The organism is Arthrobacter sp. 10T44, from assembly GCF_056393885.1.
Genome location: NZ_JBFTGT010000002.1, coordinates 258,156 through 281,773, shown reverse-complemented (window position 1 = coordinate 281,773; position 23,618 = coordinate 258,156). Strand labels below are relative to the sequence as shown.

General features: G+C 68.1%; 21 protein-coding genes. 4 read left to right on the top strand and 17 right to left on the bottom strand.

What is annotated here, in order from left to right:
- Positions 1–74 precede the first annotated feature (74 nt).
- The 8 genes from secF to pdxT all read right to left on the bottom strand — a co-directional run bounded on the left by secF (position 75) and on the right by pdxT (position 7,469).
- Positions 75–1,082, bottom strand: a complete 1,008-nt coding sequence (gene secF / locus AC1DBL_RS05830; protein WP_476925661.1) for a protein translocase subunit SecF — start codon at positions 1,080–1,082, stop codon at positions 75–77.
- A complete protein-coding gene (gene secD, locus AC1DBL_RS05825) occupies positions 1,083–2,843 on the bottom strand; it encodes a protein translocase subunit SecD (RefSeq protein WP_441417693.1) in 1,761 nt (586 codons plus the stop codon). It lies immediately after the preceding gene.
- A 106-nt stretch (positions 2,844–2,949) separates the two neighbouring features.
- Positions 2,950–3,378 (bottom strand): preprotein translocase subunit YajC, encoded by a 429-nt coding sequence (yajC, locus tag AC1DBL_RS05820; RefSeq protein ID WP_441417692.1) that lies wholly within the window; start codon positions 3,376–3,378, stop codon positions 2,950–2,952.
- 213 nt (positions 3,379–3,591) lie between these two features.
- The gene (ruvB, locus tag AC1DBL_RS05815) at positions 3,592–4,713 is read right to left on the bottom strand and encodes a Holliday junction branch migration DNA helicase RuvB (protein WP_441417691.1); all 1,122 of its coding nucleotides are present in this window, start codon (positions 4,711–4,713) and stop codon (positions 3,592–3,594) included.
- Positions 4,706–5,350 (bottom strand): Holliday junction branch migration protein RuvA, encoded by a 645-nt coding sequence (ruvA, locus tag AC1DBL_RS05810; RefSeq protein WP_476908781.1) that lies wholly within the window; start codon positions 5,348–5,350, stop codon positions 4,706–4,708. The genes ruvB and ruvA overlap by 8 nt, the downstream gene beginning before the upstream one ends.
- Positions 5,351–5,433: 83 nt before the next feature.
- Positions 5,434–6,012 carry a crossover junction endodeoxyribonuclease RuvC gene (gene ruvC, locus AC1DBL_RS05805; RefSeq protein ID WP_476908780.1) on the bottom strand — a complete coding sequence of 193 codons (579 nt, stop codon included), beginning with the start codon at positions 6,010–6,012 and terminating at the stop codon, positions 5,434–5,436.
- Positions 6,009–6,764 carry a YebC/PmpR family DNA-binding transcriptional regulator gene (locus AC1DBL_RS05800; protein WP_441417688.1) on the bottom strand — a complete coding sequence of 252 codons (756 nt, stop codon included), beginning with the start codon at positions 6,762–6,764 and terminating at the stop codon, positions 6,009–6,011. The genes ruvC and AC1DBL_RS05800 overlap by 4 nt, the downstream gene beginning before the upstream one ends.
- 3 nt (positions 6,765–6,767) lie before the next feature.
- Positions 6,768–7,469 carry a pyridoxal 5'-phosphate synthase glutaminase subunit PdxT gene (gene pdxT / locus AC1DBL_RS05795; RefSeq protein ID WP_476925660.1) on the bottom strand — a complete coding sequence of 234 codons (702 nt, stop codon included), beginning with the start codon at positions 7,467–7,469 and terminating at the stop codon, positions 6,768–6,770.
- A 92-nt stretch (positions 7,470–7,561) separates the two neighbouring features.
- Between pdxT and AC1DBL_RS05790 the strand changes: the two genes are divergently transcribed.
- Genes AC1DBL_RS05790 through AC1DBL_RS05780 form a run of 3 tightly spaced genes read left to right on the top strand, consistent with a single transcriptional unit; the run spans position 7,562 to position 10,150 of the window.
- Positions 7,562–8,866, top strand: coding sequence for a MurT ligase domain-containing protein (locus AC1DBL_RS05790; RefSeq protein WP_476925659.1), 1,305 nt, complete (start codon positions 7,562–7,564; stop codon positions 8,864–8,866).
- The gene (locus tag AC1DBL_RS05785; protein ID WP_476925658.1) at positions 8,863–9,660 is read left to right on the top strand and encodes a type 1 glutamine amidotransferase; all 798 of its coding nucleotides are present in this window, start codon (positions 8,863–8,865) and stop codon (positions 9,658–9,660) included. Before AC1DBL_RS05790 ends, AC1DBL_RS05785 begins: the two co-directional genes overlap by 4 nt.
- 10 nt (positions 9,661–9,670) lie before the next feature.
- Positions 9,671–10,150 carry a GNAT family N-acetyltransferase gene (locus tag AC1DBL_RS05780; protein ID WP_476916785.1) on the top strand — a complete coding sequence of 160 codons (480 nt, stop codon included), beginning with the start codon at positions 9,671–9,673 and terminating at the stop codon, positions 10,148–10,150.
- 19 nt (positions 10,151–10,169) lie between these two features.
- Here the strand turns inward: AC1DBL_RS05780 and AC1DBL_RS05775 are convergent, their stop codons facing one another.
- From AC1DBL_RS05775 to AC1DBL_RS05765, 3 genes are read right to left on the bottom strand one after another with little or no spacing between them, the layout of a single operon-like run.
- A complete protein-coding gene (locus tag AC1DBL_RS05775) occupies positions 10,170–10,670 on the bottom strand; it encodes a P-loop nucleotide/nucleoside kinase family protein (protein ID WP_476916786.1) in 501 nt (166 codons plus the stop codon).
- On the bottom strand, positions 10,667–11,464 hold the full coding sequence (locus AC1DBL_RS05770; RefSeq protein ID WP_476925722.1) for an alpha/beta fold hydrolase: 798 nt from the start codon (positions 11,462–11,464) through the stop codon (positions 10,667–10,669). The genes AC1DBL_RS05775 and AC1DBL_RS05770 overlap by 4 nt, the downstream gene beginning before the upstream one ends.
- Positions 11,465–11,517: 53 nt before the next feature.
- A complete protein-coding gene (locus AC1DBL_RS05765; RefSeq protein ID WP_476925657.1) occupies positions 11,518–12,792 on the bottom strand; it encodes a CapA family protein in 1,275 nt (424 codons plus the stop codon).
- Positions 12,793–12,873: 81 nt separating this feature from the next.
- On the opposite strand from AC1DBL_RS05765, the gene AC1DBL_RS05760 reads away from it, so the two are divergent.
- Positions 12,874–14,889: a M3 family metallopeptidase gene (locus AC1DBL_RS05760; protein WP_476916787.1), complete on the top strand. Its 2,016-nt coding sequence runs from the start codon at positions 12,874–12,876 to the stop codon at positions 14,887–14,889.
- Between the two features lie 244 nt (positions 14,890–15,133).
- Here the strand turns inward: AC1DBL_RS05760 and pdxS are convergent, their stop codons facing one another.
- The 6 genes from pdxS to AC1DBL_RS05730 all read right to left on the bottom strand — a co-directional run bounded on the left by pdxS (position 15,134) and on the right by AC1DBL_RS05730 (position 23,561).
- Positions 15,134–16,060, bottom strand: a complete 927-nt coding sequence (gene pdxS / locus AC1DBL_RS05755) for a pyridoxal 5'-phosphate synthase lyase subunit PdxS (RefSeq protein ID WP_441417680.1) — start codon at positions 16,058–16,060, stop codon at positions 15,134–15,136.
- A gap of 163 nt (positions 16,061–16,223) precedes the next feature.
- A complete protein-coding gene (pgsA, locus tag AC1DBL_RS05750; protein WP_441417679.1) occupies positions 16,224–16,862 on the bottom strand; it encodes a phosphatidylinositol phosphate synthase in 639 nt (212 codons plus the stop codon).
- Positions 16,852–17,535, bottom strand: a complete 684-nt coding sequence (locus tag AC1DBL_RS05745; protein ID WP_476925656.1) for an HIT family protein — start codon at positions 17,533–17,535, stop codon at positions 16,852–16,854. Before AC1DBL_RS05745 ends, pgsA begins: the two co-directional genes overlap by 11 nt.
- A gap of 11 nt (positions 17,536–17,546) precedes the next feature.
- Positions 17,547–19,553, bottom strand: coding sequence for a threonine--tRNA ligase (gene thrS / locus AC1DBL_RS05740; protein WP_476925655.1), 2,007 nt, complete (start codon positions 19,551–19,553; stop codon positions 17,547–17,549).
- 136 nt (positions 19,554–19,689) lie between these two features.
- The gene (locus AC1DBL_RS05735; protein ID WP_476925654.1) at positions 19,690–23,235 is read right to left on the bottom strand and encodes a DNA polymerase III subunit alpha; all 3,546 of its coding nucleotides are present in this window, start codon (positions 23,233–23,235) and stop codon (positions 19,690–19,692) included.
- Positions 23,232–23,561, bottom strand: a complete 330-nt coding sequence (locus AC1DBL_RS05730) for a DUF6504 family protein (protein WP_476892446.1) — start codon at positions 23,559–23,561, stop codon at positions 23,232–23,234. The genes AC1DBL_RS05735 and AC1DBL_RS05730 overlap by 4 nt, the downstream gene beginning before the upstream one ends.
- Positions 23,562–23,618 lie beyond the last annotated feature (57 nt).

Below are 23,618 nucleotides of genomic sequence, written 5' to 3'. Positions count from 1 at the left end.
CCAACGGCCACGGGCCGGAGAACGTCGCGGGGACGTTCTCCGGCCCGTCGGGCGGTGTTCTGCGGGCCTGCCGGCTAGGCCGTGGCCGGTGCCGCCTTGGCGGCATTCTCGGTGCGGCGCTGCTGCACGCGCTTGGCCTGCTTGATCAGGTCCGGCTCCCCCTGGCGCAGCCAGGCGTACAGCGGGGCGGCGACGAAGATGGTCGCCGCGGTGCCGATCAGGATGCCCACGAACAGCGCCAGCGAGAGATCCCGAAGGGTGCCCGCGCCCAGCAGTCCGGCCCCGATGAAGAGGATCGCGCCGACCGGGAGGATGGCGACCATCATGGTGTTGATGGAACGCACCAGCGTCTGGTTGACGGCGAGGTTCACTTCTTCGGCGAACGTGCGCCTGGTGGATGCCTGCAGGTCCGAGGTGTTTTCACGGATCTTGTCGAACACCACCACGGTGTCGTAGAGCGAGTAGCTGAGCACCGTGAGGAAGCCGATGATGGCCGAGGGGGTGACCTCGAAGTCGCTCAGCGAATACACCCCGGCCGTGACGAACATCGTTACCGCCATGCCGGCGAGGGCGGACAGGGACATTTTCCAGGTCCGGAAGTACAGCGCCATCAGGACGGCGGCAAGTCCCACGAAGATGGCGAGGCCGAGCAGCGCCTGCTTGGTCACGTCAGCGCCCCAGGTGGGCCCCACGAACGTCGAAGTGACCTCGTTGTCGGTCACGCCATAGGCCTTGGTGAGGCCTTCCTTGACCTTGATCACCTCGTCGTCGCTGAGCCTGTCCGTCTGGATGCGCATGGTGTTGCCGGCGACGTTGGCGACGCGCGGCAGGCTGCCGGAGACGACTTCCTGGACGGCCTTCTCACCGAGGGCGGCGTCGCGGTCCTTGACGTTGGAGACCGTGAACTCCGAGCCGCCGCGGAACTCGATGCCCAGGTTGAAGCCGCCCTTGGCGATCGGCAGCAGGATGGAAAGCGCGACGGCGGCCGCGGCGATCAGGAACCAGATCTTCTTGGAACCGACGAAGTCGTACGAGCGCTTGCCCGTGTAAAGCTCGTTACCGAAAGTGGCGAAGCTGGCCATTTACTTGCCCTCCTTGGACGCGCTCTTGGAGGAACCAGCAAGCTGTTCCTGCTTTTCCGCGAGGCGTCGTTCTGCAATGGTCATCCGGCGTTCGGCCTCGGCCGCGGCACCGGTGTTCTTGGCGCGCGGGGCCGCAACCGGCCGGTCCTCCGGCGTGCGGATGCGTCCGGCTCCCCGGTACAGGGGCACGGCGCCGAGCCGCTTCGGGTCCAGGCCCGAGAACTTGTGGCCTTCGCCGAAGAACTTGGTGCGGGCCAGGACCTGCAGGGTCGGATGGGTGAACATGAAGACCACGATCAGGTCGGCGATTGCGGTCAGGCCCAGGGTGAAGGCGAAGCCGCGGACGTTGCCCACCGCCACGAAGTAGAGCACGAGGGCTGCCAGCAGGTTGACGGCCTTGGACGCCAGCACGGTCCGCTTGGCCCGCTTCCAGCCGTTTTCCACGGCCGAGACCAGGCCGCGGCCTTCGCGCAGCTCATCACGGATGCGTTCGAAGTAGACGATGAACGAGTCCGCCGTCTGGCCGATTGCCACGATGATGCCGGCCACACCGGCGAGCGAGAGGCGGTAGTTCTCGGTCCAGCCGAGGATTGCGATGGCCAGGTAGGTCAGCGCACCGGCGACGACGAGCGAGGCGACGGTGACAAAGCCGAGCGCCCGGTACTGGAACAGCGAGTAGACCACAACCAGCAGCAGGCCGATCAAGCCGGCCAGCATGCCCATCCGCAGCTGCTCACCGCCGAGGGTGGCGGAGATCTGCTGGTCGCTCTGGATCTCGAAGCTGATCGGCAGGGCGCCGAAGCGCAGCTGGTCGGAGAGGGCCTTGGCGGACTGCTCGGTGAAACCGCCGGTGATCTGCGGGCGGCCATCGGTGATGACGGCCTGGGCCCGCGGGGCGGAAATGACCTGGTCGTCCAGGACAATGGCGAACTGCGCCTTCGGGTCCGAACCGGTCTCGCCGCCGGCAGCGACGTAGAACTTGTTCAGCCGCTCGGTGACCGTCTTGAACTTGGCGGTGCCCTCGTCGTTGAACTGGATGTCGACAGCCCACTGGTTGGTCACCGCGCCCTGCGCGCCGCGCTGCAGCTGGAAGGACGAGGTCGTGATGTCCGAGCCCTTGACCTCAACCGGCCCGAGGATGTACTTGATTGCAGGCCTGCCGTCGGAGGCGGGTTCGCAGGTAACCAGCGGCTTGGCCGGATCGGAGCGTTCCTGCTTGTCCTGGGACGGGTTGTCGCAGTCGAGCGCCTCAAACTTCTTGTAGACGTCCGCGGTGACCCAGTTCTCGTCGCTGCTGTTCTTGGGCGCGGCGGTCGGCTTGGGCAGCTTGTTCGCGGGGGTCCGGGACGCGACCGGGACGGCTGCGCCGGCGCCGGCCTGGATGACCGGGCGGAAGTTCATGTCGGCCGACGCCTGGATCAGCGCACGGGTCTCCTTCGACGGAGTGCCCGGAAGGCTGACGACGACGTTGCGGCCGGACTGCGTGCTGATTTCAGCTTCCGCGACGCCGGAGCCGTCCACACGCTGGCGGATGATCGCCACGGCCTGGTTGAGCTGTTCTTCGTTGATGTCCGAACCGCCCTCCACCTTGGGCGCCAGGATCATCTGGGTGCCGCCTTCAAGGTCCAGTGCCAGCTTGGGAGCCCAGCTCGCCTGCCCGGCCATGGTGCCGCCCGCCAGGACGGCAGTCAAGACGGCGAGAATTACGCCAAGCCAGACCAGCACCCTGAGGGCTGAGTTTTTGGGGCCAGTTCGTGCCATTGTCGATCTTTCTATTGTTTACGGAGGAACCGCCGGTGCGGCCTGTCAGGCCTGCACCGGCGGATGCCCGCGCACCGTAGCTTCGCGGGATAGCTCAGGAGGCAGACTAGCTGTCTTTCTTGCCTTCGTCGTTCAGGCGGCGCAGGGTTTCGTCCGGCGTTTCGTGGCGGGGCGCCTCACCGGCGGTGGCGGCGCTGTCGACGCCGTCGATGGTGGCATCGGTCTTCCCGAGGGTCAGCGAGGAGGCATCGTCGGGAACAACCGTCGGTTCCTCGGCGGCAACAACCGGCTCAACGATCTTGGTGACGGCCTGGCGGTGCACGGTGGCGGTGTTGCCCGGGGAGAGCTCCAAAACAACCTTGTTCTCGGCTTCGTCGATCTCAACGATGCGGCCGAACAGCCCGAAGCTGGTCATGACGTCAACGCCGGTGCCGAACTTCGACTGGAGCTCTGCCTGCTGCTGCTGCGTCTTCTTGTTGCGGCGGAACATCATGAAGACGAACACGCCGAGCATGACGAACAGGAGAATAGTCATTGGATCCAAGGGGAAAGTTCCGTTCTGTACTTGCAAGCTGGTTTCACAGCAACGTCCGTTCCGTTCCGGGGCCGCCTGGTGTGGGCCCTGGCAGTAGACCTGGCAGAAAATCATGCCCGGCCGGCAGCGGCTAGCGGTAGCCGCACACGGAAACAATGGCCCGAACGTGCCGAGCGTCATACCAGTCTAAAGGGAAAAGGTCACTAGCGAGTGCTATTGACTATTACGGATCCATTCCGGATCGACTTCGCCCTCGGCATCCACGCCGAAGCCGGCCGGTCCACTATCGGGGGTGCCGGCCTGGAACAGGTCCAGCGGGTCCTGCCCGAAGGCGCCGGCGGGCACCGCAAAACCCAGGTGGGTCCACGCCGGGGCCAGGGCAATCCGACCGCGCGGCGTCCGGCCCAGCAGACCCTCCCGGACCAGATATGGTTCGGCGACGGTCTCCACCGTTTCGGTTTCCTCGCCGACGGCGATCGCCAGGGTGGACAGGCCCACCGGTCCGCCGCCGAATTTGGTGATCAGCGCCTCCAGGACGGCACGGTCCAGGCGGTCCAGGCCGCGTTTGTCCACTTCGTACATGTCGAGGGCAGCGGACGCCGTCCGGGCGTCGATTTGATCCACGCCGTGCACCAGGGCCCAGTCCCGGACGCGGCGGAGCAGGCGGTTGGCAATTCGGGGCGTGCCCCGGGACCGGCCGGCGATCTCGCTGAACCCGGCCGAATTCACCTTCAGGTCCAGCAGGCCGGCGGAGCGCCGCAGCACCAGTTCGAGCTCCTCGACGGAGTAGAACTCGAGGTGGCCGGTGAAACCGAACCGGTCCCGCAGCGGCCCCGGCAGCAGCCCGGCGCGGGTGGTGGCGCCGACCAGGGTGAAGGGCGGGAGCTCGAGCGGGATGGCGGTGGCCCCGGCGCCCTTGCCGACGACGATGTCGACGCGGAAGTCCTCCATGGCCATGTAGAGCATCTCCTCGGCCGGGCGGGACATCCGGTGGATCTCGTCGAGGAAGAGGACTTCGCCCTCGGACAGCGAGGAGAGGATGGCGGCCAGGTCACCGGCGTGCTGGATGGCCGGGCCGCTGCTGATCCGCAGCGGGGCGTTCATCTCGGCGGCGATGATCATGGACAGCGTGGTCTTGCCCAGGCCGGGCGGCCCGGACAGCAGCACGTGGTCGGCGCTGCGGCCGCGCATCCGGGAGGCCTCCAGGACGAGGGAGAGTTGTTTGCGGACCCGGTGCTGGCCCACGAAGTCGTGCAGGTTCTTGGGCCGGAGGGCGGCCTCGATCGCGCGCTCCTCGGGTTCCTCGCCCCCGGCGACGAGCGACGGCTCAGCCACGGGCGCCTACCCTGTTGCCGGCGCGGGCGCCGTCCTGGCCCAGCCAGCGCAGCGTGGCGCGGAGGATTTCCGCGACGTTGCCCTTTTCGGCGAGCTCCGGGGAATCGGCCAGTGACTTGTCGATGCTGGCGGTGGCGTCCTTCTCGGACCAGCCCAGGCTCGTCATCGCGGCAACCACCTGCGGCTTCCACACGGCTTCGGCGGACACGGCCGGCGCGGAGCCTCCGGGCGTGCCGTGCGGGACCAGCTTGCCGGCCAGTTCCAGCACGATCCGGCCGGCGACCTTGGGGCCGATTCCGGGAACCTTCGTGAAGGCCTTGCCGTCACCGGAATGCGCGGCGACCCGGATCGCCTCGGGCTCATGGACGGCCAGGACGGCCAGGGCCAGGCGCGGGCCGACGCCGCTGACGCTGAGCAGCACGTCGAAGACCTCACGTTCGTCGTCGCTGGAGAAGCCGAAAAGGGTCAGCGAGTCTTCGCGCACGATCAGGGAAGTAAAGAGCTTGCCCTCGTCCCCGACGCGGAGCTTGCTGAGGGTCTGCGGCGTCGCGTTGACGCTCATGCCGGCGCCGTTGAGGTCGATCACTGCCGAGGACAGGCCAACGTGCGCTACGGTTCCGCGGAGAAAACTGATCAAGGCCTGGCTCCTGGGTCTACGGCTGGGTTGGCAGCCGGCTATCCGAACATATCTACGAATACCCTAGCAAGCGCCCCGGACATTCAGCGCGCGCGGCGCGCCTTGGCCTCCGCGTCGGCCCAGGCGCGCTGGGCCGGGGTAAGGGACTGGCTTCCCGGCCCTGTGGTGGCCACCGCGGCACCACTGCCGGCCCGCCACGCGTGCGTGATGGCCAGTGCCAGCGCATCGGCGGCATCGGCTGGCCGCGGCGGGGCATCCAGCCGCAGGATCTTGGTGACGAGCTTGGTGACAGCGTCCTTGTTGGACGTTCCACTGCCGGTCACGGCGGCCTTGACCTCCGAGGGCGTATGCAACGCCACCGGGATGCCGCGGCGCGCGGCGGCCGCGATCACGACGCCGGAGGCCTGGGCCACACCCATGACCGTGCTGACGTTGAGCTGGGAGAAGACACGTTCGACGGCGAGGACCTGCGGCTCATACTTGTCCAGCCAGTCGTCGATCGAGGTGGCGATGACAAGCAGCCGCTGGTCCAGGCTCTCCTCCGGGGAGGTACCGACGACGCCGAACGCCACCATCGTGGCGCGCCGGTTTTTCTCGACGTCCACGACGCCGATGCCGCAGCGGGTGAGGCCCGGATCGACGCCGAGGACGCGAAGGGTCACTCGGCTTCCAGTGCGGCCTGCACTTCGTCGCTGAGGTCTGCGTTGCTGTAGACGTTCTGCACGTCGTCTAGCTCTTCCAGGGCATCCACGAGCTTCATGAACTTCTTGGCGGCGTCGAGGTCCAGCGGCACCTGCATGGAGGGCACGAACTCGGCCTCGTCGGTGTCGTAGTCGATTCCGGCTTCCTTGAGCGCATCGCGGATGGCCTGCAGGTCAGTCGGTTCGGAGTGGATCTCGAAGCTGTCGCCGTTGTCCTTGACTTCCTCGGCGCCGGCGTCGAGGACGGCCATCAGCACGTCGTCCTCGCTCAGGCCGTTCTTGGGCAGCGAGACGACGCCCTTGCGGGAGAACAGGTAGCTGACCGAACCGGGATCGGCGATCGTGCCGCCGTTGCGGGAGATGGCGAGCCGGACCTCGGAGGCCGCGCGGTTCTTGTTGTCCGTAAGGCACTCGATCAGCAGGGCCGAACCCTGCGGTCCGCGGCATTCGTACATGATCTCGGTGTAGTCCACGACCTCGCCGGTGAGGCCGGCGCCGCGCTTGATGGCGCGGTCGATGTTGTCAGCGGGGACCGAGGTCTTCTTGGCCTTGGTGACGGCGAGTTCCAGGCTCGGGTTGCCGGCGAGGTCGGGTCCGCCCATGCGCGCGGCAACTTCGATGTTCTTGATCAGCTTGGCGAACGACTTGGCCCGGCGGCTGTCCAGGATGGCCTTCTTGTGCTTGGTCGTCGCCCATTTGGAGTGGCCTGACATGCTTTACGCTTCTCCTCTGATCATTCGAATAAACAATTCGTGCACGCGCTTCTCCCCCGTCACTTCCGGGTGGAAGGAGGTGGCCAGCAGCTTGCCGGAACGCACAGCAACAATTCTAGCCGTCCCGTCGAGGGATTCCGGGTGGCCGGCCTTGGACGGTTCCACCTGGGCCAGGACCTCAACGCCCGCGCCGACGCGCTCCACCCAGGGTCCGCGGATGAACACGGCGTGCACCGGAGCCACGCCGGATTCATCGGCGCTGAACTCCAGCCCCTTGAACTCAAGGTCGGTCTCGAACGATTCCCGCTGCCGGCCGAAGGCGTTGCGGCGGACCGTGATGTCCAGGCCGCCGAAGGTCTGCTGGGGGTTGCCGGCAAGGTCCCGGGCCGGGTCGGCGATGTCCGCCGCCAGCAGGATCATGCCGGCGCAGGAACCATAGACCGGCAGGCCGGCCTGAATGCGTTCGCGCAGCGGATCCCGCAGTTCGAACATCCGGGCGAGCTTGTCGATGGTCGTCGATTCCCCGCCGGGAATGATGAGGCCGTCAAGGCCGTCCAGCTCGGCAGGGCGGCGGACGCCGATGCCCGTGGCGCCGGCTGCCTCCACGGCGTGCAGGTGTTCACGGAAGTCGCCCTGGAGCGCCAGGACGCCGATCCGGAGGCCTGATCCCGCGCCGGAACCAGGCAAAGAAAGGGGGGTGGTCATGGTGCCAGCATAATGCGCCGCGCTCCCCGGGGCCGCACCGGAGCGCGCCCCCGGACCGGGTTCCATGCCGCCGCTGGGATATATTACAAAGCATGCTCTACTTCAGCGTTCCGCTCGGCAAGCTCGTCCGCCGGGTCTCCCGGCTCCGGGGCGGAGGCTCAGCCCTCCCCGGCCTGGTGGTCGAAAAAATCGACCCCGGCTTCATGCAACGGACGCTCTCCACACTGCCGCTGGGCGTCGCCGTCGTCAGCGGCACGAACGGCAAGACCACCACCACCAAGATGGTCGTGGAACTGCTGGAGAGCCAGGGCCTGAAGGTCTTCACCAACCGCACCGGCAGCAACTTCACCCGGGGCGTGGCCGCTGCGCTGCTCGGCGAGGTGGACTGGCGCGGCCGGCTCGACGCCGACGTCGCCGTCCTGGAACTCGACGAGGCCCACGCCGTGCACTTCGTCAACAAGGTCCCGCCGCGCTACTGCCTGCTGCTGAACGTCCTGCGCGACCAGCTGGACCGCTTCGGCGAGATCGACAAGACTGCCGAGCTGCTGCAGCACATCGCCGCCAAGACCTCCGGGACCGTCGTCCTGAACCGCGAGGACCCACGCGTGGCCCGCATCGCCGACACGCTCAACGGCCCGGCGGCCGGCGGTCCCGAGGTCCGCTACTTCGGCCTCGATGATTCGCTGCTCAGCACGTTCCCCAACGACGACGAAATGCGTGCCGCGCCGGGCAGCCCGGTGCCTCCGGCCCCCGCCAAGCCGGGTGCCGACGTCGTCCTCCGCCGGGTGGGCGCGGACGACGCCGACTTCGAGTACGACGGCGCGACGGTCAGCACCGGGATGAAGCTCCGCGGCGTCTACAACATCTTCAACGCTGCGGCTGCCCTGAGCCTGGCGCGGGCCATCACTGGCGCCCGCGGCACGGGCACCGACCACGCCGGCCTGCTGACGGCGCTTTCCAACGTTGCCCCTGCCTTCGGACGCGGCGAAAGCCTCGTCGTCGACGGACTGCCGCTGGAACTGGTCCTGGTCAAGAACCCCAGCGGCTTCCGCCTCGGCCTGAAGTCCTTCCCGGCCGCCGGCTACGCCACGATGATCGCCATCAATGACAATTACGCGGACGGCCGGGACATGTCCTGGCTGTGGGACGTCGAATTCGACACCCTGCGCGACGGCGGCGTGGACCAGCTCTCCGGCTCGCGCGCCTACGACATGGCGCTCAGGCTGCAATACGACGACGTGGCGATCGGCGCCGTCGACACGGACATCGCCGCCGCGCTTGCCGCCTTCATCCGCGGTTCCAAGGACAAGCCGAAGCGGATTTTCTGCACCTACACCGCCATGCTGGCCATCCGCCGCGAGCTGTCCAAAATCACCACAGTGGAGGTGGTCTCATGACCCCCGCGTCCCCAGAAACCCCGAATGGGCTCTCCTTCGGGCACGAACTGCCCCCCGAGGACACCCCGGCCCCCAGCAAGGGCAGCATCCGCGTGCTGCAGCTCTATCCACGGGACATGAACATCTACGGCGACTGGGGCAACGCCCTGGTCCTGGCCCAACGCCTGCGCTGGCACGGGTACACCCCGGAACTGCTCGAGTACAACGTCGGGGACGAGTTCCCCGCCGGCGTCGACCTGATCGTGGGCGGCGGCGGCCAGGACAGCGGCCAGCTGGTGATCCAGGATGACCTGCTCTCCCGCGAGACCGCCCTGAAGGAACTCGCCGAGGCCGGCACGCCGATGCTGGTGATCTGCGGGCTGTACCAGCTGTTCGGGAAGTTCTTCAAGACCAGGACCGGCTCCGTCATCCCGGGCATCGGCATCCTGGACGTCGAGACGCACGGCACGGACGAACGGCTGATCGGCAACGTCTCGGTGGCCTCCCCCGAATTCGGCACCGTGCTGGGCTACGAAAACCACAGCGGCCAGACCACGCTGGGCCCGGGCGTCGCGCCGCTGGGAACCACGGCCAAGGGCACCGGCAACAACAGCAGCGACGGCCAGGAAGGCGCCCGCTACCGCAACATCGTCGCCAGCTACCTGCACGGCTCGCTGCTGCCCAAGAACCCCGCGCTGGCAGACTTCCTGATAAGAACCGCCGTCGAGCGCAAGTACGGCAGCTTCTCACCGGGCACCCCGGATGACTCGTACGCCGTCCTGGCCCGCGACCACGCGGCCCGCCGGCCCCGCTGACGCGCGCCGCATGATCAAGGTTGCCCGCGACAACCCGGCGCGCCCGGACGTCCGGCGCCTCTTGGAAGAACACCTCGCGGACATGTATGCGACCTCACCGGCCGAGAGCGTGCACGCCCTGGACCCGGACGCGCTGGCCGGTCCGGAGATCGCCTTCTGGACCGCGCGCGACGGCGGCGGCGCGCTGCTTGGCTGCGGCGCGCTGAAGGACCTCGGCACGGGCGAGGGCGAGATCAAGTCGATGCGGACAGCGCTCCACGCCCGCGGCCGTGGCATCGCCGCGCTCCTCCTGGCCCGGATCCTCGACGAGGCACGGAACCGCGGCTACGGCCGGGTGTGCCTGGAAACGGGGTCGGAGGACTTCTTCGCACCGGCACGGCGGCTCTATGAACGGCACGGATTTGTCCTTTGCCAGCCGTTCGCCGATTACCTGCCCGACCCCAACAGCGTCTTTATGGCCTGCAACCTGTCGGGTTCGCTGACGAATTGAGAAGCGCCGGACGCCGCGGTCAGTTGCCCGACACCCGGAGGATCTCCAGCCCCTCCGACTCCCCCGGCTCCTCGAAGATTGCCGCCAGGTGCCGGACCCCGGAGTCCTCCAACGCATGGGAACCCGGTTCTTCCGCCAGGGTCCGCCGGCGGACACGCTCAAGGGCGGTGTCCAAGGGCGTCTGGAGATAATGCAGCACGACGTCGAACCCGGCCGCGGTCGCCTTCCCATGCCACAGCGCCCGCCGGGCGCGGCTCCACTGGTTCCAGTCGAGGACCACATCCGTCCCGGCGCGCAGGACCTGCGCAGCCGTGTCCCAGATGAGCAGTTTGCAGCTCTCTGCGCGGCCGCCGTACTCCTCGGCCGCGTAGTGCAAGCCCGGATACAGCCGCAGCATCCAGTCGTCGAGGCTGAACCGCACGGCCGGCAAGGTTGCCTCAAGTTCCCGGGCCAGCGTCGTTTTGCCCGCACCGTTGAGCCCGCAGAGCAAATGGACCGCGGGCGCCGCCGTCGTCGTCATCCTCCAGCTCCGCTAGTCCTGAGCAGCGCCGCGAGCTCGGCCGGCCGGGTAGCCGGCCACCAGTGGCCGTTGTCCACCCTCACCACGCGCAGGTCATCCACCCACGCCTCAAGCCCCTCCACCAGGTGCGGGGACAGGAAGGGGTCCCGCAACGGGACCACCACCTGCACCGGCATCGCCACCCGCGCGGGTGCAGGCCAGTTCCGGGCGGACCGGAAGTTGCTGCGGTACAGGGCCAGCCCGCGCACCGGGTCGTTGCCGACGCTGCGTTTGGCGCCCCGCTCGTAGCGCCCGGTCAGGAACAGCCGCCAGGCAGCCTCCGGCAGCACCGGGACCAGGAACGCCGCGATGTACCAGCTGCGCAGCAACTGCCCGGCCGCTTGCCGCCAGGACCGGGGGTCCCGGAGCCGTGAGCGCACCCAGCGCGAGAAGTGGCGCAGGTCCGGGCCGGAGATGCTCGTGTAGCGGCGGATCACACCGGCGGCACGCGGATCCTGCACCGCTGCCCAGCCCTGGATCGACCCCCAGTCGTGGCCAACCAGATGCACCCCGGCGGCTCCGACGGCGTCGAGCACGGCAAAAAGATCGTCCACCAGCGTGGCCAGGCTGAAGTCGCCGGGGCTCCCGACGACGGAGGCGCCCGCATTGCGGGTGTCGTACGCGACCACGTGGTGCGTTGCGGCAAGCTCCCGGATGACGGGCAGGAACACCCGGTGGTCATCGGGATACCCGTGCACCAGCAGCAACGTCGGAACGTCCGGACCCGGCTGCCGGCCGTATTCGACGACGGCCAGCTCGGCACCGTGCGCGCCGACAGTCCGCCGTCGTTCGCTCAGTGTGTCCAGGGCTACCGCTCCTTCGTGATCAGCAGTTCATGGGCGCCTGCCGCGGCAGCGCCCATCGATTCCACCACGGTTCGGGTCCGGAGCCGGGTGGCCGCGTCCGCGGCGGCACCGGCGCAGGGACCCTGCGGGGCGTCGGAGGCGACCGAACACCAGCGGTAAGGCCCGCGCACAATGACCGAGGGCGCCCAGGCCAGGTCCGAGGCGGACCACTTGCCCGCGGCGTCCTGGCTGAACTGCGCCCGCACCAGCAGCCCCTCGTTGTTCACCACGTACCAGGGCGAGAGTTCGGTGACGCCGTTGCCCAGCCCGTACACGATCCAGGTCCCCTTGTAGCGCTCAATCGGGAGCACCGAGTGGGTGTGGTGGCCGTAGATCATGGTGAACTGGCCGCTGTCCACCAGCGCGTGGGCCACGGTGCGCTGCTGCTCGTTCGGCACGTTGGCGTACTCGTCCCCGGCATGCATGACGCCCAGCACGATGTCCGCCCCGAGTGCCCTCGCCTTGCGGGCCTTGGCGATCATCGCGGCGGGATCGAGCATGTCCACCTGCCAGGCGTGCTCCGGGGTCTGCCCGTTCAAACCGTAGGCGCCCTCGATCACGGCCACCGTGGCGGCGGCGGTATTCAGGATCATCACGCCGCGGGAGTCGGCTTCGCTGCGGTAGGAGCCGGTGTGCTGCAGTCCGGCCGCGTCGAGGACGTCGAGGGTGCGGACCAGGCCCGCGGTGCCCTGGTCGATGGTGTGGTTGCTGGCGGTGGTGCACGCCTGGTAGCCCACCTGCTGGGCGGCGGTGATGATCTGCGGCGGCACGTTGAACGACGGGTAGGCGGAGAACGGCCCGGTGGGTCCGGAGACCGGTGTTTCCTGATGGCAGACCGCGAGGTCGCTCTTTTCGATGTACTTGCGCTGGCCCGCCAGCAGCGGTTCGAAGTCCAGGCCCTTGGCACCGGTAGCGAGGGCGTCGGCACGGGCCTGCTCCCAGAGCTGGGCGTGGACCAGCATGTCCCCGGTGACCAGGACGGTGGTGCAGCGGATGGCGGCGCAGGCCGGCCCCTTCCCCGGCGTCGGCGTCGGGGTGGGTGTCGGCGTCGCGTCCGGCGTGGATCCCGGGGTTCCAGAGGCAGTGGTCCCGGCAGTATTGGCGGCAGCCGCCGAGGACGGTCCCGCGCTGGAGTCCGGGCGGGCGACGAGGCCGCAAGACGCCAGGGAGACCGCCAGGAGAGCCGCGGCGGACCCGGCCAGCAGCCGTCCGCGCAGCGTGGGGGTGATGATTCGCATTTTGTCATCGTACGGTGGCCCGGGTCACAACACGCCTAGCGGTCCATTGAGAACCGGCGCTGTGCATGAAAGAGTTATTTCATGACCAATCCCCTTCTGAGTCCCAGCACCCTGCCCTACGGACTGCCGCCATTCGCGGACATCGAGGTCCAGCACTACTCCGAGGCCGTCGAGGCCGGCCTCGCCGAACACTTGGCCGAGATCCAGGCCATCGTGGCGGACCCGGAGCCTGCGACCTTCGAGAACACGGCGCTGGCGATGGAGCGCTCCGGACAGCTGCTGCAGCGTGCCGCGGCGTCGTTCTTCACGCTGGTGTCCGCGGACGCCTCGGAGGCCATCCGGGAGCTCGAGACCCGCCTCTCCCCCAGCTTCTCGGCCCACCAGGACGCGGTGTACCTGAACCGGGGGCTGTACGAGCGCTTCGCCGCCATCAACACCGACCGGCTGGACGGGGAATCAAACCGGCTCGTGGAGGAATACCTCAAAGAGTTCCGCCAGACCGGCATCCAGCTCGACGCGGCCGGCCAGGAACGGCTCAAGGCCATCAACGCCGAGCTGTCCACCCTCGGGACCGAGTTCGGCCAACGGGTCAAGGAGGGCATGAAGTCCGCCTCGTTGCTGCTGGACGACGCCGCCGCCGAGCTCGCCGGTCTCCCGGCGGACGACGTCGCCAGCGCCGCCGAAGCCGCGCGCGCCGCGGGGCACGAGGGGAAATTCCTGCTCACCCTGATCCAGCCCAGCAACCAGCCCGCGCTGGCCGCCCTGGAGAACCGGGAGGTGCGGCGCCGGCTTTTCGAGGCGTCGGTTGGCCGTGGCAGCGGCGGTGGCGACCTCGATGTGCTGGACCTGGTCAAGGACATGGTCCGGCTCCGCGCGGAGAAGGCCGGCCTCCTTGGCTTCGCCAACTTTGCCGAGCTCAGTGTGGACCAGCAGACCGCCCCCGATTTCGAGGCCGTGCAGGCCATGATGAACCGGCTCGCCCCGGCCGCCGTCCGGAACGCCGACGCCGAGGCGGAGGCGCTGGCGGAGGTCGCCGGCCACCCGCTCGAGGCCTGGGACTGGGCCTACTACTCGGCGCAGGTGAAGCGTGAACGGTACTCGGTGGACGAGCAGGCCCTGCGGCCGTACTTCGAGCTGGACCGGGTGCTCCGGGATGGAGTTTTCTTCGCCGCCACCGCCCTGTACGGCATCACCTTCCACGAACGCACCGACCTTGAGGGCTATCACCCCGATGTCCGGGTCTGGGAGGTAAAGAACTCCGACGGCACCGACCTCGGCCTGTTCCTGGGCGACTATTACACCCGGGATTCGAAGCGCGGCGGGGCCTGGATGAACTCCCTCGTGGAGCAATCCGGACTGCTGAACACCCGGCCCGTGGTGATCAACAACCTCAACATTTCCAAGCCGCCGGCCGGCGAGCCGACGCTGCTGACCCTGGACGAGCTGCGGACCACCTTCCACGAGTTCGGCCACGCCCTGCATGGGCTGTTCTCCTCGGTCACCTACCCCAGGTTCGCCGGCACCTCGGTGCCGCGTGACTTCGTCGAGTACCCCTCGCAGGTCAATGAAATGTGGATCATGTGGCCGGAGGTGCTCGCCAACTACGCCCGGCACCACGCCACCGGCGAGCCGCTGCCGCAGGAAGCGGTGGACAAGCTCAACGAAGCCGCCCTCTGGGGCGAGGGCTTCGGCACCACCGAGTACCTTGGCGCCGCGCTGCTGGACCTCGCCTGGCACGTGCTCGACGGTACCGAGATCCCCGAGGACGCGCTGGAGTTCGAGGCCAAGGCCCTGGCCGCCGCCGGCGTCGCGCACAGCCTGATCCCGCCGCGCTACCGCACCGGCTACTTCCAGCACATCTTTGCCGGCGGCTGGTACGCCGCGGGGTACTACTCCTACATCTGGAGCGAGGTGCTCGACGCCGAGACGGTCGAATGGTTCAAGGAAAACGGCGGCCTGACCCGGGCGAACGGTGACTTCTTCCGGGCCGAGCTGCTCTCCCGGGGCAACAGCCGCGACCCGCTGGAATCCTTCCGCTCCTTCCGGGGCCGGGAAGCCCGGCTCGAACCGCTGCTCAAGCGCCGCGGCCTCGACTGACCCCCAGAACACAAACGACGGCGGCGGGTCACCTCAGAAAGGTGACCCGCCGCCGTCGTTCAATCAGAAGCGCAAGGCGCGGGGCGGTGTGATCCGGCAACGCGCGTAAAAGGGCCCCCGCCGCCGTCGTCGGTCAAAAATCAGGCAACAGACGCGCCTAACTCTCTTGGCTTAATAAGAGAGACTGCAGAGGCTCCATGGACGAGGCGCCTTGGCGCCGAGTCTGTGGAGAAGCAGTCGAACGCTACCAGCCGCGCTCGGCGAGCCGGTGCGGCTGGGGGATTTCGTCGACGTTGATGCCGACCATCGCCTCGCCCAGGCCGCGGGAGGCCTTGGCGATGACGTCCGGGTCGTCGAAGAAGGTGGTGGCCTTCACGACGGCGGCGGCGCGCTGGGCCGGGTTGCCGGACTTGAAGATGCCGGAGCCGACGAAGACGCCGTCGGCGCCGAGCTGCATCATCATGGCGGCGTCGGCCGGGGTGGCGATGCCGCCGGCGGTGAACAGCACCACCGGAAGCTTGCCGGTCGCGGCAACTTCCTTGACCAGGTCGTACGGGGCCTGCAGCTCCTTGGCGGCGACGTAGAGCTCGTCCTCGGGCAGGGCGGCGAGCTTGAGGATCTCGGCGCGGATCTGGCGCATGTGGGTGGTGGCGTTGGAGACATCTCCGGTGCCGGCCTCGCCCTTGGAGCGGATCATGGCCGCGCCCTCGTTGATGCGGCGCAGCGCTTCGCCGAGGTTCGTGGCACCACAGACGAACGGAACGGTGAAGTTCCACTTGTCGATGTGGTTGGTGTAGTCGGCCGGGGTCAGGACCTCGGACTCGTCGATGTAGTCCACGCCGAGCGACTGCAGGACCTGGGCTTCGACGAAGTGGCCGATCCGGGCCTTCGCCATAACCGGCACGGAGACGGCGTCGATGATCTTGTCGATCATGTCCGGATCGCTCATCCGGGACACGCCGCCCTGGGCGCGGATGTCTGCGGGAACGCGTTCCAGCGCCATCACGGCCACGGCACCGGCGTCCTCGGCGATGCGGGCCTGCTCGACGTTGACGACGTCCATGATGACGCCGCCCTTGAGCATCTCCGCCATGCCGCGCTTGACGCGGCTGCTGCCCGTAACGTTCTTGGCGGACGCGCCGGCTTCGCTGCTTACATCAGGTGTAGACACAAAAACCCCTATGGGTAGATAGATGACCTCGCCGGGGCGCGGACGGCACGCAGATGACAATCTCGCATACACCGGCTCGCACACACCGGATTACCGGGAACCATTGGCCGGTAAGCCTAATACTAGTCCCCCGCCGCGGCGGGGTTGAATTCCGATTACGGGCTCAGGCGGCCTGTTCCGTGGCGCTTCCCGTATTTTCCTCCAGCGACTGGCGGTGCACGGAGGCGATGCGCTGCACGACCGTCACGAAACTGGCCAGGGCGAGCAGGCAGAGGGTGGCAAACAGGACCACGGTGGGGAGGCCTATCCCGGTGAAGCCGGTGACCACCAGGACCGACACCAGCCGTTCGGCCCGCTCCGCGATGCCCACGTTCGCGTGGTAGCCGAGCGCCTCGGCCTTGGCCCGCGCGTAGGACACCACCATGCCCAGTACGAGGCAGACGACGGCGGCGATGGCGATGGGGATATCGGCGCCGCCGGTGAAAAACCAGATGGCGACGCCGGCGAAGAGGGCGCCGTCGGCGACCCGGTCCAGGGTGGAGTCCAGGAAGTTGCCCCAGCGTCCGCCCCGTTCCTGCATCCGGGCCATGATGCCGTCGATGACATCGGAGAAAATAAACGCCGTGATGAACAGCGTTCCCCACCAGAGCTGGCCCAGCGGATAGAACACGAGCGCTCCGACGACGACGCCGGCGGTGCCGATGATCGTGACGGCGTCGGGCGAGACACCCACCCGCAGCAGCCAGCGGGCCAGCGGCGAGAACAGCGCGGTGAAGAAACCGCGGGCGTGCTTATTCAGCATCCGACGTCCCGGAGGGCCGCTGCCCCGTAGGGCCGGCCTGGTCGCTGCCCTCGTCATTGGCCTCGTCATTGGCCTCGTCATTGGCCTGGTCATTGGCCTGGGGCCAGGCCTCGGCGACCTGCTGTCGGACCTCGCCCAGGGTCTGGGTGATCGCCTTGGTCTGCGCGATGATCGGGAAGAAATTGCCGTCCCCGCCCCAGCGCGGCACCACATGCTGGTGCAGGTGGCCCGCGATGCCGGCCCCGCCGGTCACGCCCTGGTTCATCCCTAAGTTGAAGCCGGTCGGGTTCGCGACCTTACGCAGCACCCGCATCGCCGTCTGGGTCAGCTCGGCGAACTCCGCGGTCTCCTCGACAGTCAGGTCCGTGTAATCGGGGATATGCCGGTAGGGGCAGACCAGGAGGTGGCCCGGGTTATAGGGGAAGAGGTTGAGCACGACGTAGCAGGACCGGCCGCGGAACACGATCAGGGAGTCGTCGTCCTCGCGCTCGGGAGCGACGCAGAAGGGGCAGTCATCCGGGTTCTTGAACTGGTGCTGGCCGCCCTTGATGTACGCCATGCGGTGCGGAGTCCACAGGCGCTGGAAAGCGTCCGGCACCCCGGCCAGGCCAAAGTCGTCGGTTACGCCGTCGTCACCCGGGTAGCCCGGGACAGCGCCTGTGGTCTCCTGCACGTGCTGCTCCCCTAGCTGGTCCGGTTGCGGACGGCGTCGACGATCCGCCGGACGGCCTCGGCAACGGGCACGCCGTTGTCCTGGCTGCCGTCGCGGAAGCGGAAGGACACGGCGCCGGCCTCGGCGTCGTCCCCGCCGGCGATCAGCACGAACGGGATCTTGTCCTTGCTGGCGGTGCGGATCTTCTTCGGGAAACGGTCCGAGGAGATGTCCACCTCGGCGCGGATCCCGGCGGCCTTGAGCTGGTCGACGACGTCGAACATGTAGTCGTTGAACGCCTCGGCCACGGGGATGCCGACCACCTGCACCGGGGCCAGCCAGGCCGGGAAGGCGCCGGCGTAGTGCTCGGTCAGGACGCCCATGAAGCGTTCAATGGAGCCGAAAAGGGCGCGGTGGATCATGACCGGGCGCTGGCGGGTGCCGTCCGCGGCCTGGAACTCGAGTTCGAAGCGCTCCGGCAGGTTGAAGTCCAGCTGGATGGTGGACATCTGCCAGGTCCGGCCGATGGCGTCGCGGGCCTGCACCGAGATCTTCGGGCCGTAGAAGGCGGCTCCGCCCGGATCAGGGACCAGTTCCAGTCCGGACTCCTGCGCCACCTCGGCGAGGGTCTGGGTGGCTTCCTCCCAGACCTCGTCCGAACCCACGGACTTCTCCGGGTCCTTGGTGGAGAGTTCCAGGTAGAAGTCCTCCAGGCCGTAGTCCTTGAGCAGGCCGAGGACGAAGTTGAGCGTCTTGGTGAGCTCGTCCTTCATCTGCTCGCGGGTGCAGTAGATGTGGGCGTCGTCCTGGGTCATGCCCCGGACGCGGGTGAGGCCGTGCACGACGCCGGACTTCTCGTAGCGGTACACCGAGCCGAATTCGAAGAGCCGGAGCGGAAGTTCGCGGTAGGAGCGTCCGCGGGAGCGGAAAATGAGGTTGTGCATCGGGCAGTTCATCGGCTTCAGGTAGTAGTCCTGGCCGGGCTTGCGCACGGTGCCGTCCTCGTTCAGTTCCGCGTCGATGTGCATCGGGGGGAACATGCCCTCGCGGTACCAGTCCAGGTGTCCGGAGACCTCGTAGAGGTGGCCCTTGGTGATGTGCGGGGTGTAGACGAACTCGTAGCCCGCGTCGACGTGGCGCTGGCGGGAGTAGTCCTCCATAGCCTTGCGGATGATGCCGCCCTTGGGGTGGAACACCGGCAGTCCGGAGCCCAGCTCGTCCGGGAAGGAGAACAGGTCCAGTTCGGCGCCGAGCTTGCGGTGGTCGCGGCGCTCGGCCTCGGCGATCCGCTCCTGGTAGGCCTTGAGGGCTTCCTTGGTGGGCCAGGCGGTGCCGTAGATGCGCTGCAGCTGCTTGTTCTTCTCGCTGCCGCGCCAATAGGCGGCCGACGAGCGGGTCAAGGCGAAGGCGTTGGAGATCAGCTTGGTGTTGGGCAGGTGCGGGCCGCGGCACAGGTCGCACCAGACGGTGGCGCCTTCCTTGCGCTCCACGTTGTCGTAGATGCTCAGCTCGCCGCCGCCCACCTCCACGCTGGAGCCGTCGGCGTCCGAGCCGGCGCCCTTGAGGCCGATCAGTTCCAGCTTGTAGGGCTCGTCCTTCATGGCTTCGCGGGCCTCGTCCTCGGAGACGACGCGGCGGACGAACTTCTGGTTCTGGTTGATGATCTTTTGCATCATCTTTTCCAGCTGGCGCAGGTCTTCCGGGGTGAACGGCTCCTCGACGTCGAAATCGAAGTAGAAGCCGTCGGTGATGTACGGGCCGATGCCGAGCTTGGCGTCGGGGCGCAACTGCTGCACGGCCTGGGCCATGACGTGAGCGGTGGAGTGGCGCAGGACGTTGAGGCCGTCCGGGGAATCGATGGTGACGCCTTCAATCGCCGCACCCTCGGGCAGCGGCTGGTCCAGGTCTTTCAGCTCGCCGTTGACGCGGGCCACAACGACGTCGCGGCGCTCAAAAAAGAGTTCCGCGCCGGTGGTCCCGGTAGTCACCTTGGTCTCTTCGCCGTCGACGATAAGGGTGATCTGCTGGGCATCTGACACGGGTGTCTCCTATTCAAAGTTAAGGCTTCGTAGCTTGTGGCGTACGGGGACCACAGCCAGCCTCGTCCATGCTATCGGGTTCCGGATAGGCCAACCAACGCGGCAGGCCGCCGGCCGACAGGCGTTTTGCCGCCGCTTAGCCGGAGAACCCGGTGATGGCCAGGGTCCGGCGGATCCCGTCCAGCGGGCCCTGGACCGGGTGCTCAGGACGGCCCTGCGCGGGGGCGGCAGCTCCGCCGGCGCCAGGCTCGGCAGCAGCCGTCCGGTTGGCGGCGGGCGCCGGGAAGGGCAGCGTCTCGGTCCGACTGAGGTCCCAGGCCATCGAGGCGCTGACGCTGATGCCCCGCGGCCCGGTCCGCCGGGTGGTACCGCGGATCAACAGCAGCCGGGTGCCGAACAGCAGCGGACCGGACTGTTCCTGGGCCTCATGGAAGAAGACCGAGTCCACGCAGCCGGTGCCGTCATCGATGCTGATGAACACCACCCGCCTGCCGCCGCGCATCGGCGGGGTCTGGGTGGCCACCCGCACCCCGGCCACCAGCACCTCGGTACCGTTGCGCAGTCCCAGCAGCTTGTCCGCCGTCGTAACGCCCAGCCGGTCCAGCAAGGGGCGGTGGCTGTCCATCAGGTGTCCGCTGACATCCAGGGCCAACAGGTCCAGTTCGGCGCGCACTGTTTCCACCAGCGTAGGGGCCGGCAGGCCGCCCTTCAGGTTTTTGAGCTCGACGTCGCCCAGCGGCAAGGCCAACTGCCCCTCGATGACCTCGACCCCCTTGCGCTGCGGCCTGCCCTGCAGCTGCTGCAGGTGCTGGACCAGGTCGGCCCGGTTGGCGGTGCTGCCGGAGGAGCGGTGCAGCGAGTCGAAGGCGCCCAGTTGCGCCAGGCGCTGGATGCTCGGCTTGCTGAGCCGGGTGCGGGCACGCAGATCCGCGAGGGAATCATAGGGCTGGCCGGCCACAATCCGTTTCAGCTCGGCCCCGGAAAGCCCGAAAATGCCGTTCAGGCTCAGCCGGATGCCGAGCTTGCCCCGGTTCGGGCCGGTGTCCACCCGTTCCACCCGGTATTCGGCGTGGCTGCGGTTGATGTCCAGCGGCAGGATGGGGATCCCCAGCCGCCGGGCTTCGGCCACCAGCAGCCGCTTGGGGTACATCCCCGGGTCGTGTTCCCAGAGCCCGGCCAGGAAGGCTTCGGGGTGGTGGGTCTTGAGCCAGGCGGACTGGTAGGTGGGCACGGCGAAGGCGGCGCCGTGGGCCTTGCAGAAGCCGAAGCTGCCAAAGGCTTTCAGCGTCCCCCAGACCTTGTCCACCACCTCGGGGGTGTAGTTCCGGGCCCGGGCTTCGCGGCGGAAGAATTCCTCCACCCGTCCCTCGAGCACCTCGTTGCCGAGGGCCCGCCGGAATTCATCGGCCCGGGCCAGCCCGCAGCCGGTCATGACGTCGAAGGTTTTGAGGATCTGCTCATGGAAGACGGTGACGCCGTGCGTCTCCTGCAGCACCGGCTTGAGGTCCGGGTGCGGGTAGACCTCCGGCGCGAAGCCGTGCCGGTGTTCCAGGAAGGGCCGGACCATGTCCGACTTCATCGGCCCCGGCCGGAACAGCGAGATGTCGATGATGAGGTCGTTGAATTCCCGGGGCGCCAGCTTGCCGATGAGTTCCCGCTGGCCCGGGGATTCGATCTGGAAGCAGCCCAGGGTGTGGGTGCTGCGGATCAGCTCATAGGTGGGTTCGTCGTCGAGCGGGACGGCGTTGAGGTCGATGCGGCCGTCGGCTGCGATGTAGTCCGGGCCGGAGCCGTCCGGGCCTGCGGGGTGGCGGCCGGCCGCCACCACCTCGGCCTTGGACGGGTGCAGCCGGATCACCTCCCGGACCGCGAACGCCATGGCACTCTGCATCCGGACGCCAAGGACATCGAGCTTGAGCATGCCCATCGGATCCATGTCGTGCTTGTCGAACTGGCTCATCGGCAGGCCCAGGCCGCTGGGCTGCACGGGGGTGCGGTCCAGCAGTGTCGCATCGCCCAGGATGACCCCGCAGGGATGCATCGAGATGTGCCGCGGCAGCCGGTCCAGCCGTTCGGTCAGGTCCACCAACAGGTCCAGCTGCTGGTTTTCGGTGAAGTCCCGCTGCTCCACCCGGCCGGCGAATTCCTTCAGCTCCGGCTTCTCCACCAGGGCCTCACGGAAGTTCCGGGCCGAAAACCGCCACAGCTGTTTGGCGATCTCGTCGATGTCGCCGCCGTCCATGCCGAGGGCCAGGCCGGCGTCGCGGACGGCCCCGCGGGCGCGGTAGCCGTTCTGCATGCTCATCAGCGTGACGCGTTCGGAGCCGAAGCGCTCAAAGATCCTCCGGTAGACGTTGTGCCGTTCGGCGCTTTCGACGTCGATGTCGATGTCCGGCAGGGTGGCGCGGTCCCGGGACAAGAATCGTTCAAAGATGAGGTCGTGCTGCAGCGGGTTGACCTGGCTGACATCGATCAGGAAGTTGACCAGGCTGGAGGCGCCCGAGCCGCGGGCTGCCGCCCGGACCCCCATGTCCAGGATCATCCGGGACACTTCGGCCACCGTCAGGAAATAGGAGGCAAAACCAAGACTGTCGATGATCCGCAGTTCGTGCTCCAGCCGGGCGCGCATTTCTTCGGCTGGCTTGCCGGCGATCCCGGGGAAGCGCCGGCTGATGCCGGCCTCGCAGCGCTGCGTGAGTTCCACGAGCGGGTCCCCCGCAATTCCGATCACCGAGGCCTCCGGGACCACGGGCTGCTTCCATCCCATGTCCGTGACCGGATCCATCCGGCAGCGGTCCGCGAGCGCCTCGGTGTGTGCCAGCAGGCTCTTGAGGTCCGCGGCGCCGTAGCCGGCGGCGTGCATGATTTCCTGGCCCAGCCGCAGCATCTGCGCGGAGGATTTCAGCCAGGCCTGCCCGTTGGGTTGCAGCTGCGGCGCGGCGGAGAGCTCGGGAAGGGATTTCAGTGTCCGGGCGGAGTCCAGCACGTCCGCCGTCGCGGCACCGTCCTCGGCACAGTAGCGCACGGCGTTGCTCAGCACCGCGGGGACTGCGTGTTCCGCGGCGAGCTTGAGCATTCGCACCGCGTGGGCCGTGCTCAGCGGCTCGCCGGGCGGGCTGAGCTGCGAGACGACCTCAGCGGCGAGAGTTCCCGCCGGCATGGCGTCCAGCCAGCGCTTGAAGAGCGTGCGGGGCCGGAGGTAGCGCCGGCCGCCCATCGCGCGGCCGACGTCGGAGTCCGGGCCGATCAGCACGGTCAGCACCGGTTCGAGGGTCTGCGGGTCGAGGGCACGGGAGGCCAGTTCCGCCCTGGTCACGGCGACGGGCACCGTTCCTCCGGCCTTGCCCGTGGTGCGGGCGTGGGCGTCGGAGACCAGCCGGCACAGCGCCCGGTAGCCGGCGCCGCGGTTGTGCCCGTGCGCCAGTACGACGACGCGGCCGCCGAGCTGGGTTCGGAGGTCGCCGTCGTCGTCGAAGACTGCCAGGTCCACCCCCACGACTGGGTCAAGCCCTGCCGCCATGCAGGCTTTCAGGTGCTTGACCGTGCCGTAAAGCCCGTCACGGTCCGTGCAGGCGAGCGCCGTGGCCCCGTCCGCGGCGGCGGCAGCAGCCAGTTCCTCCGGCCAGGACACCCCGTAATGGGCGCTGAAGGCGGTGGCAACGTGCAGGTGGGTGAAGCTCATGCCGACTCGGGCTTCCTGATAGTGCGCAGGGCATCGTGGATCCGCAGCAGCCGCCAGCGACCGCTGCCCAGATGACGGCTCAGGTCCAGGGTGAGGGTGTCCTCCGGGTTACCGGCGTCCCGGACCTGGATCCGCCAGATCTCGTGGTCCACCAGTCCCGGGCCGCTGCCCAGCGGAGCCCGCTGCTCCTCGGCCCACCACTGCCGCCGCTCAAACCAGCGGACCGGTTCGGCGCAGACGTCGTAGTGCCGGCCGCCCCAGGCAAGGGACAGCGGCTGGCCGGACGGGGTGCACGCGACGTCCACCGACTCGCTGAACATCCCCATGGTGCCTCCCGGAATACGCTGACCTCTGGCAAGAATCTTGAGAGGGTATTCGAATAT

Bases quoted from the DNA above. Each gene is read 5' to 3' on its own strand.
- AC1DBL_RS05800 (WP_441417688.1), bottom strand. From the start codon at position 6,764: ATGTCAGGCCACTCCAAATGGGCGACGACCAAGCACAAGAAGGCCATC.
- AC1DBL_RS05730 (WP_476892446.1), bottom strand. From the start codon at position 23,561: ATGGGGATGTTCAGCGAGTCGGTGGACGTCGCGTGCACCCCGTCCGGC.
- AC1DBL_RS05765 (WP_476925657.1), bottom strand. From the start codon at position 12,792: ATGCGAATCATCACCCCCACGCTGCGCGGACGGCTGCTGGCCGGGTCC.
- pgsA (WP_441417679.1), bottom strand. From the start codon at position 16,862: ATGCTGAATAAGCACGCCCGCGGTTTCTTCACCGCGCTGTTCTCGCCG.
- AC1DBL_RS05760 (WP_476916787.1), top strand. From the start codon at position 12,874: ATGACCAATCCCCTTCTGAGTCCCAGCACCCTGCCCTACGGACTGCCG.
- AC1DBL_RS05780 (WP_476916785.1), top strand. From the start codon at position 9,671: ATGATCAAGGTTGCCCGCGACAACCCGGCGCGCCCGGACGTCCGGCGC.
- yajC (WP_441417692.1), bottom strand. From the start codon at position 3,378: ATGACTATTCTCCTGTTCGTCATGCTCGGCGTGTTCGTCTTCATGATG.
- AC1DBL_RS05775 (WP_476916786.1), bottom strand. From the start codon at position 10,670: ATGACGACGACGGCGGCGCCCGCGGTCCATTTGCTCTGCGGGCTCAAC.
- secD (WP_441417693.1), bottom strand. From the start codon at position 2,843: ATGGCACGAACTGGCCCCAAAAACTCAGCCCTCAGGGTGCTGGTCTGG.
- secF (WP_476925661.1), bottom strand. From the start codon at position 1,082: ATGGCCAGCTTCGCCACTTTCGGTAACGAGCTTTACACGGGCAAGCGC.
- AC1DBL_RS05790 (WP_476925659.1), top strand. From the start codon at position 7,562: ATGCTCTACTTCAGCGTTCCGCTCGGCAAGCTCGTCCGCCGGGTCTCC.
- AC1DBL_RS05735 (WP_476925654.1), bottom strand. From the start codon at position 23,235: ATGAGCTTCACCCACCTGCACGTTGCCACCGCCTTCAGCGCCCATTAC.
- pdxT (WP_476925660.1), bottom strand. From the start codon at position 7,469: ATGACCACCCCCCTTTCTTTGCCTGGTTCCGGCGCGGGATCAGGCCTC.
- AC1DBL_RS05785 (WP_476925658.1), top strand. From the start codon at position 8,863: ATGACCCCCGCGTCCCCAGAAACCCCGAATGGGCTCTCCTTCGGGCAC.